The organism is uncultured Caballeronia sp., from assembly GCF_964243625.1.
Classification (GTDB): domain Bacteria; phylum Pseudomonadota; class Gammaproteobacteria; order Burkholderiales; family Burkholderiaceae; genus Caballeronia.
The window spans coordinates 1-8,981 of record NZ_CAXTGZ010000159.1 but is presented as its reverse complement, the minus strand read 5'-3'; the positions used below and the strand labels follow the sequence as shown (position 1 = coordinate 8,981).

Sequence of the window (8,981 nt, the reverse complement as noted above, 5' to 3'; positions counted from 1 at the left end):
GCGGACGAGGAAGTTTGAACGGATGACATGAGGTTCCTTTCAACGAGAGCCGCGTGGCAGCGAGACCACTCGGTAGGGTAGCGGGGTAAAAAGTATCGCACGCGGGAGCGCGGACCGCACGGACGTAGATGTGGACGATGTAATCGAGAGTCGCTGGTTTCGGGCTTTCGACCATTGGCGACGACAAGCCGGCCGGCAACCTAGTCGGCCGGCCACGAAGCAGGATGCTGATGCTGGCTATTCGCATATTTGATCTCAGTTGCGCCGATGCGTAAAAGTTGGATCCTGAGTTGGATCCTGACCGCGACTTATTGACCAAGATTATTTCGATGCGTTCGCGTCAGCGCAGTGAATACCTGCTCGATTGCAGGCGCTCGTGGCAAACCTGAAGCGCTTCAGGTGATTTGCTCAGTGATGCTGATGAAGATATATCGGCCTTTAATCTGCAAGCCATGCGCAGTGGCGTGCGTCGAGAACTTACAGAGCGGACTCGCCGCCACCTTGCGACGCAATCATCAAACCCGGCCGCGCCACGCGACGAACGCGACGCCTGCAATCGCCATCAGTCCACCGGCGACCGTACTCAACCCGGGGCGCTCGCCCGTCAGACACATCGACAACCCGGTCGCGATTGCAGGTACCAGATACAAGAAGTTGGACGCACGTGCCGCGCCGAAATGGCCTAAGCCGATGGTCCATGTCGCGTATCCGAGCGCGGCAGGAAATACGCCGAGAACCACCACGGCGCCCCACGTCGCCGCTGATGCAGAAGGTGCGGCAAGCGCGCCCATGGCGCCAGGCAACCAGGGCGATAACAGCAACGCACCCGCGAGCAATGTATAGGCGGTACTTGCGAGCGGACCGTAAGTTGGGATCAGGCGTCTTTGCAGCACGAAGTATGCGGAGGATGCCAGGGCGGCGAGCAGGATGAGCGTGGCACCACTACCGGGCGCGAGACCACCGGGTTGTCCGCACGCGATCAGCCCAATGCCTGCAAAGCTGAACAGCGAGCCGAGCCAACCCCATAGGTTGATCTTTTCACGAAGGAAAACGGCCGCCAGGAGGGCGGTAAAGATGGGCGACGTGCTCATGATGAAGGCCGCCGCGCCCGGCGCAACCGTCAGCTCCGCAGTATTCAGGAGCGCGTTATAGCTTGCGATGCCAAGAAAACCGGACAGGGCGAAGAGCATCGAATCGCGCAGCGAAGGTCTTTTCGGCCGCCGATAAACAAGCCAGCCCACGACCAGGACCGCCGCTGTTGCGAAGCGCGCGGCTGCCAGTTGCATTGGCGAAAGTCCATGCAAACCGAGCCGGATGAAAGGAAACGCTGCAGCCCACGAAAGGACCGTAAAAGCGACTGCGCCTGTTGCCCGAAGCGAGGCGGACGTGCCGGACATGCTCAATGAAGCGGATGTGTTCACGATGGTCCTCCGTAATGAAACTCGAATGAATTTCGGTCATCGAATTGTCTTGGAGGACGTCGCACGTGATAAGCAGGCGCGGTGGCGATACAGAATCCGCCATTTACGGACAATCGAGTTTGGCCGCCGGCATTGTCCGCAAAACACGGATTCTGTCTTGCCGCTTTGCCCCCTTCCGGCATGCCGTGTGATTGCGCACAATCGCTTCGACGGTCAACCGGCCGAGCGACAGATCGCATCAGCGGAGCAAGGAGCAGACATGCAAACACAATCGATCGAACGAGCCTGGGTCGATCTCGATGCATCGCCGCGAGGCACATGCGAGATCACACATCTGACGCATGCTGCAGACGCGCAATGGGTAGGTGTGGTCGACCTTGCCCCCTTTGCGACATATACGCTGGATGCCGGCCAGCGCCATGATCTATACGTACTGCAAGGCGATGCCGAAACCGATGATCATTCGCTCCATACCCATGATTTCCTGATCCTGTGCAACGCGACTGTCGTGCGCGCAGGCGAGAGCGGTGCACGCTTGCTTGTATATCGCCAGGCATGTGCTTCGGTGTGTCATCCGCTGCTTCGCACGGCGCGAGAGCGGGCTTGGCGTGAGGGAGTCAATCCCCGGATGCGCGTAGTTTCGTTAGCAAGCGGCGTTCAGCATGTCAGCCTCGTCGCCTGGGAACCGGGCGCGCAGACCCGCGATCACACGCATCCGAGCGGCGAAGAGCTATTCGTTCTAAGCGGAGAAATAAGGAATGGTGAGGAACGCTGTCCTGCTGGAACGTGGTTGCGTCTGCATCCGGGTGCCACGCACGCACCGTATGCCGAAGTGCCGACAGTCATCCTGCTCCGTCATGGTCATCTGGCTGGCGCAGCATGAATGGCACGCCATGGCGTAGCGCACAGGTGTTCAGCCGGCCATCGTCATGCAACGCCGCGATCGGCCTTGAGCATATCGATGAACACCCGGGTTTTCGGCGCCGTATGCTTGCCCGGCGGAATCAACGCATGGATCGCCGTGGATGTCGTCGACCAGTCGGGGTACACGCGAACCAGCCGACCCGTGGCCAGATCTGCAAGCACCGAGAAATCGGGCAATAGCGCAATGCCGGCGCCTTCGGCTGCAGCCGCACGGCATGCGTAGACGGTGTCGGCCAACACGCCGGTGGAGAAATTGATCTCGCGCATTGTTCCATCAGCGCGATGCGCCTTGAAACGCGCGGGATGGGGCAGGACTGAGAGCCCGACAAAGGCGAGGGTGGCTGCGTCGTCGATCTGTTCCGGAAGCGGGTTACGCACGACAAAGCCGGGACTGGCGACCAGCCACTTCGAATATTCGCCGATGCGCACTGCGCGATGACTAGAGTCAGCAAGTTCGGTAAGACGGATCGCCACATCGACGCCGTCCGTTATCAAATCGATCAGGCGGTCGGCAGATACCATCTCGATGCGCAGCGCCGGATGTGCTCTTTGCATCCGGGCCAGGACCGGAGCGAGGACGACCGCGCTGTACTCGACCGATGACGCAACCCGCAATGTTCCACGCAGCTCGTCTTGCGATGGGCTGATGACGGACATGGCTTCGTCGGCGAGACGCACGATCTCACGACACGTCTCAAAGAATGAAGCGCCTGCCTCCGTCACGCTGATCCGCCGTGTGGTCCGGACGATGAGGCTCGCACCCAGTTGCAGTTCCAGCCGCTGGATGCTGTCGCTGACTGTCGTCTTGCCAATGCCGCGCCTCTGCGCTGCGCGCGTGAACGAACCTGTTTCGACGACGGCGATGTAGTTGAGCAGATGTTCAAACGTCAGGTTGCGCAGGTCGGACATGGGAGGTATAGGTGGTTTCAGATTCTTCGTTCGTACGAGACACTAACGCATCCGGCCAAATAGCGGAGACGCCAGGCTTGCAGCCGCGAGTTCGGTTGCAGCCGATACAAGTGCAGGGCCAAGTGTTGTCATACGCTTTTCCGTCAGCCGGACAGCGGGACCTGCAATGCTGATCACCCCGATCGCGGGATAACCCCGTCGTTGAACCGGAGCGGCCATCGCAGTCATCCCCGGCGCGAACACTTCGTAAATCGTAGCGTAGCCACGGGCGCGGGCCGCATCGACGAACTCCAGGAGCGCCTTCACGGTAGTCGGCGCTCTCGGCCCGTATTGCTTTGGTTGCCCGAACCCCTGGCGCGTCACCAGTTCGAGCGCACGCTCATCGGTCATTGTCATCATCCAGGCGTGCCCCGTCGCGCTGCACGAAAGAACGGTGTCCATACCCATGTCCGGGTCGTATCGCAACCCCTTCAGCGCACCTTGCGCCTTGGCGACCCACGTCAGCCTGTCTCCGTCGACGATCGCGAGCCGTACAAGCTCGCCGGATGTTTCCGCGAGCCGGTCGAGCAGCGTTTGCGCAATGTCGATGATGCCGGAGGTCGCCAGATAACTGAGGCCCAGTCCTGCGAGCTTCGTGGTCAGCACATAGTCGCCATGCTCGCGTAACTGACGGACATAGCCGCATTGCTTGAGATCGACGAGCAGGCGATGGCACGCGCTGCGTGGAATCTCGAGTTGGTCCGAAATCAACGCAAGCGGCGTCCCTTCCATTTGAGTCGCGAGAAATTCCAGCACCGCCAGAGTTCTTTCGGTCACGCCCGGCATGAAGACTCCCTTCCACTCGACAGAGTGCCCATGATTGCACGATACGGAATGACATTCCACCCTGGAATACCGTCCCGGCCACGCTGGTAGTCTGTGCCGTATGCACCCCGGCCGGATGGTTTTTTACACCGGTTCCACGGGACGCGTGACAAAAAACATGGACCTCGCGCGACTAAAAACCAGGTTCGCGACGCGGCGCCAACACCGGTTTGGAAACGGAGACAACATGGATCAGCAATCGCACTTACCCGCGCAACAGGCGATGCGCACGCGCGCAGTGACCGCCGCCGCTGTCGGGACGGCACTCGAATGGTTTGACTTCACGTTATACGGCGCACTGGCCGCTACCGTCTTGCCCAAGCTGTTTTTCCCTTCGATGGATTCGACGTCCGCATTACTGGCTTCGCTTGCAACGTTCGGCGTCGGACTCGCGGCGCGACCGCTGGGCGCCATCATTTGCGGTTATCTCGGCGACAAGATGGGACGACGCAACCTGATGCTCGGTACTGTCACCATCATGGGTGTGTGCTCGATGCTGATGGGCCTGCTGCCGACCTACGCAAGCATCGGTGTATGGGCACCGTTACTGCTCGTAGTGCTGCGCATCCTGCAGGGTTTTGCGCTGGGCGGTGAATCGACGGGCGCGCAGTTGATGGCGATCGAACACGCAAGGTCCGATCGGCGCGGCAAATACTCCGGCCTTCTCGGGTTGTGCTCGCCGCTCAGCCAGATCATGGCCAACGGCGTCCTGCTCGCGCTGTCATCGGCGATGTCGGCGCAAGCGTTCGATGCATACGGCTGGCGCATCCCGTTCCTCCTGAGCTTCATTCTCGTGATCGTCGGAATCTACATCCGGCTGCGAGTCAGCGAGACCCCTGCATTCGTCGCGCTTCGAAAAACCGAAGTCGTGCGCGTGGGCAGTCCGCTGCGCGATGCACTGCGCCTTCACTGGCGAACAGTGCTTCGGTGGATGCTGTTCTTTTGCGGCCCTGCTGCGATCTTTTATCTGATCGTCGTGTTCTCGCTGAGTTACGTCACGAAAACGCTGGGCGTGCCGAAGCAGACTGGCTTCCTGCTGTTGATGGGGGCCAACATGTGTGCGATCGTCGGCGCGCTGGCCGGCGGCATGCTGAGCGACCGGATCGGCCGCAAGAAAGCGCTGGCGATAGGTTCGATCGCCACCTTGCTGATGTTGTTCGTGTACTTCCAGATTCTCGATACCAGGAGTTTCGTGCCCATGCTTGCGGCAATGGGCTTCTTTCTCGGCTTCACTCAGTTTCAAAGCGGCATCCAGCCGGTTGCATTCGCCGAAGCGTTCCCGACCAATGTGCGCTACTCAGGCTCGGCGCTGGCGTACACCGGCGCCAACCTGATTGCAGGCGGTCCCATGCCCGTTGTTGCGGTGTGGCTCTTCGCCCTTTGCAACGGCTCGCCGTGGGGTGTCGTCGCCGTGTGCGTCACGTTCAACGTCATTTCCCTGGCCGCGATTCTGACCGCGCCCGAAACCCTGGGTATCGACTTGAACCGGGTCGACTCTGCAAGGGAAGTGATGGGTTCATCCGTGCATGCATCTACGCAATCTCCCTCTCCTTGACACGCAGGCAATGCAAAATGAAGCCACTTGTATATGTGCTGAACGGATCAAACCTGAACATGCTGGGCAAGCGCGAACCGCACCTGTACGGCACGACGACCATGGCTCAGGTGAAGGAACGCACTGAGGCTCTTGCGAGCGAGCTTGGCCTCGAATGCGAGTTTCGCCAGACGAACCATGAAGGCGTGATGGTCGACTGGTTGCAGGAAGCCTTTGAAAAGGATGCGGCCGTTGTCATCAACCCGGCGGGGTTCTCGTTTGCGTCGATACCGGTGCTCGACGCAGTCAAGTTGATTCGCCAGCCGGTGATCGAGGTGCATATCACCAACATCCATCAGCGCGACGAGCAGTATCGGCATTCACTGATTTCACTGGCGGCGCGCGGTGTGATCTGCGGGCTGGGTGTCGATGGATACCTGCTTGCTGTTCGTGCGGTTGCGGGAGCGATCCAGCGGGCATGAGCAGGGTGACGCGCAGGGAAACGCGGTCTGGAACGCAAACGGCTTATGTTTGCGAAACGCTGCGCGTGAAATCGATGTCTTTCGTCTCGATGACTGCACCCGATCGGCCAGGCGCCTTCTGGTTGCTCCAGTACAGATTGGTGTGCCGGATCACGGCGGCCGGCGAGGGTGCGCCCCTTTGCGTCCTGTCTTCGGTCGTATGGGCATCGCCGACGAGCGTTGCGTCATAGCCGCGCACGAGTGCTCCATGCAGCGTCGAGCGTATGCACATATCGGTCTGCGCGCCGGCAACAATGAGCTTGCCAACGCCAAGCGCCGCCAGCACCTGTTCCAGATCGGTGCCTTCAAATGCGTCGCGATAACTTTTTTCGATGATCGCTTCACCTCGCGCCGGAACAAGTTCAGAAACGATCTGCCAGGCTTCGCTGCCTGCGTGCAGGTCTTCGTCGGCGTGACGAACCCAGACAACCGGGATCTGAGCGCTGCGCGCCTTTTCTAAAAGTATCCGGACTGAGTCGAGCACTTCATGACGTCGGTATGCGTTTGCAACGACTTCATTCTGAAGATCGATGACAACAAGGGCGGTGTTGGGGCGATAGGCTAACGTCGTCATGGACAGATGCATTTAAGAGGAAGAATGTATCTTAGCGGGATATGCTGACCGTGACGCAAGTGACCATTTCAAGACGTAGGAAAGCAATCGCAATGAACCAGCCTCCGCCATCCAGCTATGACTACTGAGTTGAACATGATGGGCTCTACAACGACCGTCAACGCAGAACCCTTTACTGATCATCGACTCGTGATAATCGAAGGCATCATGGGGTCCGGTAAATCCACGACAATGCGCTTCATTGCGAAACGCTTGCAAGAGATGGGGCAGCAAGCGCCGGCCGTGCATGAAAGGACAGACCCGCATCCAGTGCGCGCAACTGACGAACTGGAGCACTGGTTCGAACCTTGGCGCGATGTGACGCCGGTGCAGCTTCAGGAACGCGCGCTCGCGAAATGGGCCGCGTTTGTCGAGACCACACAATCGGGCGCCACGGTCCCGGTCATGGATGGTCAGCTATTTCATGGCGACCTGACCAATCTGTTTCTCATGGAGGCCGAGCCAGCGCTCATTTCGAACTACGTGCAGACACTTGCCACTGTCATTGCGCCGCTCAATCCCTTTGTCTTATACCTTTGGCAGAGGGACGTCGAACAAGCCGTTCAGGCCGTATGCGCCGAGCGTGGCGCCGAGTGGATCGATTACCAGGCGAACTGGAAGCTTGCAGCGCCCTACTGCACGCGTAGGGGTTTCGCGGGCTTGGAAGGACTTGTCGCTTTATATCGCGATTACCGTTGCACCACGGATACTCTGTTCGAGGAACTTCCATTCTCCAAGCTTGCGATTGAAAACTCCGGAAGGGACTCGCCTGCGTATGAAGGGCGTATTCTGCGGGCTTTGCAATTGTCCGGGTGACTCCGATTCATTCCCATGCGTGATCGTCCTTCAGCCAGATTACTGATCACCACCCCGAAGCGGCAAGTCCTGCTGTTCCGGTTCGTCCATAGGACTGGCGTGCTGGCGGCCAGGCACTACTGGGCGACGCCGGGCGGAGGTGTCGAGCAAGGAGAGACGTTCGAGGACGCCACGATACGAGCTGCGCGAAGAAACTGGCATCTACGAGGCGCAGATATCCGGGCTGGTCGGTCGGCGCGAAGGGTCTCTACAGTTACCGGATAACGAGCGCGTCCTGGCGGTCGAACACTATTTCGTCGTTCATACGGACGCGGAATCCATCTCACGTGATGGTTGGACGGCGCAAGAGAGTGAAGTGATGGCCGATCACCGGTGGTGGGGCCGGGAGGAACTGTCCAGCACGACCGAGACTGTCTACCCGGAGGGGCTGATCGACATGCTTGATGAGGCAGGCGTTTTCGGCCCATGAGTGACCGGCTTTGAAGCAAACCAGGGTCGTCTTCTGCCCGACGCGGACTGACCAATGGCGGCGCCCCATCTGTCAGTTCAGCGTCAAACGCGCTTGGCGGTCAACAGCTTGATACCGAGGGCGATAAAGACCAATCCGCTGCTGCGTTTCACGGCGCCCAGCCAGCGACTCGTCCCAAGTCCGTTGTGAAAGCGACGGACGCTCACCGAATAGATCGTGTGGACAAGCGCCACGATTGCAGCGACGGTCAAATACATGACCATGAACTGCCCGGGCAACGGACGGTCATGGGCGATGAACTGTGGCATGAAGGCCGAAAGAAAAATAAGTGTCTTGGGGTTGCTGCCTGAAACCAGAACTGATTCCCGGAAAATCTTCCCTTTGTTATATACGTGCGCAATCTGAGCATTGGCAGCAGATGTCGCGTCAGGCGCCTGATGTCTTAATTGCTTCACGCCGAGGTACATGAGATAGAGAGCACCGGTCACTTTCATGCCGACGAATAGCGGGGGCATCGCAATCAGCACGGCGCCCACGCCCAGCGCAACAAGGATGACCACCACCAGTTGAGCCAGCAGGTTCCCGGCGATCGTGGAAGCGGTTCCCCGGCTTCCGTACCTGACCGTGTTACGGATCACGAGTAGAACGTTGGGACCGGGTGAAATCGTGGTGACGAGATACGCCGTCGCGAAAAGAAACCAGGTATGAAGGGACATTCGTGATTTGTTGAGTGGTTGGATGGTTCCGAAGGCAGCTTGATTCTGCCACGATTGCCGGGCGAAGCGGGTTCGAAGTCTCTGCCTGGACAGATGCGGAGACAGGGGATTGAACGATTGCTGTCGGAAACGGCGGCCGGTCGCAGTGAGTTGCGACAGACGTTCAGTTCACGACCGCGACCATGCCCGGATTG

10 protein-coding genes and 1 pseudogene are annotated in these 8,981 nt (G+C 59.4%); 6 read left to right on the top strand and 5 right to left on the bottom strand.

Going from position 1 to position 8,981, the window contains the following annotated elements:
- Nucleotides 1-515: 515 nt before the first annotated feature.
- The gene (locus ACFFAR_RS13230) at nt 516-1,397 is read right to left on the bottom strand and encodes an EamA family transporter (RefSeq protein WP_174365472.1); all 882 of its coding nucleotides are present in this window, start codon (nt 1,395-1,397) and stop codon (nt 516-518) included.
- Between the two features lie 283 nt (nt 1,398-1,680).
- Here ACFFAR_RS13230 and ACFFAR_RS13225 point away from each other — a divergent pair, with 283 nt between their 5' ends.
- Complete coding sequence (locus tag ACFFAR_RS13225; protein ID WP_174365471.1) at nt 1,681-2,304, top strand: cupin domain-containing protein; 624 nt, start codon at nt 1,681-1,683, stop codon at nt 2,302-2,304.
- 44 nt (nt 2,305-2,348) lie between these two features.
- Here the strand turns inward: ACFFAR_RS13225 and ACFFAR_RS13220 are convergent, their stop codons facing one another.
- On the bottom strand, nt 2,349-3,254 hold the full coding sequence (locus ACFFAR_RS13220; RefSeq protein ID WP_375507983.1) for a LysR substrate-binding domain-containing protein: 906 nt from the start codon (nt 3,252-3,254) through the stop codon (nt 2,349-2,351).
- Nucleotides 3,255-3,296: 42 nt separating this feature from the next.
- Nucleotides 3,297-4,079: a helix-turn-helix domain-containing protein gene (locus ACFFAR_RS13215; protein ID WP_174363947.1), complete on the bottom strand. Its 783-nt coding sequence runs from the start codon at nt 4,077-4,079 to the stop codon at nt 3,297-3,299.
- Between the two features lie 226 nt (nt 4,080-4,305).
- Here ACFFAR_RS13215 and ACFFAR_RS13210 point away from each other — a divergent pair, with 226 nt between their 5' ends.
- Entirely contained in the window at nt 4,306-5,673 is a 1,368-nt protein-coding gene (locus tag ACFFAR_RS13210) for an MFS transporter (protein WP_174363948.1), read from the top strand.
- A gap of 17 nt (nt 5,674-5,690) precedes the next feature.
- Nucleotides 5,691-6,134: a type II 3-dehydroquinate dehydratase gene (locus ACFFAR_RS13205; protein ID WP_174363949.1), complete on the top strand. Its 444-nt coding sequence runs from the start codon at nt 5,691-5,693 to the stop codon at nt 6,132-6,134.
- Nucleotides 6,135-6,177: 43 nt separating this feature from the next.
- Here the strand turns inward: ACFFAR_RS13205 and ACFFAR_RS13200 are convergent, their stop codons facing one another.
- On the bottom strand, nt 6,178-6,747 hold the full coding sequence (locus tag ACFFAR_RS13200; protein ID WP_174363950.1) for an isochorismatase family protein: 570 nt from the start codon (nt 6,745-6,747) through the stop codon (nt 6,178-6,180).
- A gap of 135 nt (nt 6,748-6,882) precedes the next feature.
- On the opposite strand from ACFFAR_RS13200, the gene ACFFAR_RS13195 reads away from it, so the two are divergent.
- The 3 genes and pseudogenes from ACFFAR_RS13195 (at nt 6,883) to ACFFAR_RS13185 (ending at nt 8,071) form a co-directional block, all read left to right on the top strand.
- Nucleotides 6,883-7,602: a hypothetical protein gene (locus ACFFAR_RS13195; protein WP_375507987.1), complete on the top strand. Its 720-nt coding sequence runs from the start codon at nt 6,883-6,885 to the stop codon at nt 7,600-7,602.
- A gap of 15 nt (nt 7,603-7,617) precedes the next feature.
- Nucleotides 7,618-7,731 (top strand): annotated as a pseudogene (locus ACFFAR_RS13190) (DNA mismatch repair protein MutT); the annotation flags it as partial.
- A 10-nt stretch (nt 7,732-7,741) separates the two neighbouring features.
- The gene (locus ACFFAR_RS13185; protein ID WP_375507988.1) at nt 7,742-8,071 is read left to right on the top strand and encodes a DNA mismatch repair protein MutT; all 330 of its coding nucleotides are present in this window, start codon (nt 7,742-7,744) and stop codon (nt 8,069-8,071) included.
- A gap of 83 nt (nt 8,072-8,154) precedes the next feature.
- On the opposite strand, the gene ACFFAR_RS13180 is transcribed toward ACFFAR_RS13185, so the two are convergent.
- Nucleotides 8,155-8,787 (bottom strand): LysE family transporter, encoded by a 633-nt coding sequence (locus tag ACFFAR_RS13180; protein WP_174363951.1) that lies wholly within the window; start codon nt 8,785-8,787, stop codon nt 8,155-8,157.
- Between the last annotated feature and the right edge of the window lie 194 nt (nt 8,788-8,981).

Coding starts and splice junctions, on each gene's coding strand:
- ACFFAR_RS13180 (WP_174363951.1), bottom strand. CDS start 8,787: ATGTCCCTTCATACCTGGTTTCTTTTCGCGACGGCGTATCTCGTCACC.
- ACFFAR_RS13200 (WP_174363950.1), bottom strand. CDS start 6,747: ATGACGACGTTAGCCTATCGCCCCAACACCGCCCTTGTTGTCATCGAT.
- ACFFAR_RS13195 (WP_375507987.1), top strand. CDS start 6,883: ATGATGGGCTCTACAACGACCGTCAACGCAGAACCCTTTACTGATCAT.
- ACFFAR_RS13215 (WP_174363947.1), bottom strand. CDS start 4,079: ATGCCGGGCGTGACCGAAAGAACTCTGGCGGTGCTGGAATTTCTCGCG.
- ACFFAR_RS13220 (WP_375507983.1), bottom strand. CDS start 3,254: ATGTCCGACCTGCGCAACCTGACGTTTGAACATCTGCTCAACTACATC.
- ACFFAR_RS13205 (WP_174363949.1), top strand. CDS start 5,691: ATGAAGCCACTTGTATATGTGCTGAACGGATCAAACCTGAACATGCTG.
- ACFFAR_RS13230 (WP_174365472.1), bottom strand. CDS start 1,397: ATGTCCGGCACGTCCGCCTCGCTTCGGGCAACAGGCGCAGTCGCTTTT.
- ACFFAR_RS13210 (WP_174363948.1), top strand. CDS start 4,306: ATGGATCAGCAATCGCACTTACCCGCGCAACAGGCGATGCGCACGCGC.
- ACFFAR_RS13225 (WP_174365471.1), top strand. CDS start 1,681: ATGCAAACACAATCGATCGAACGAGCCTGGGTCGATCTCGATGCATCG.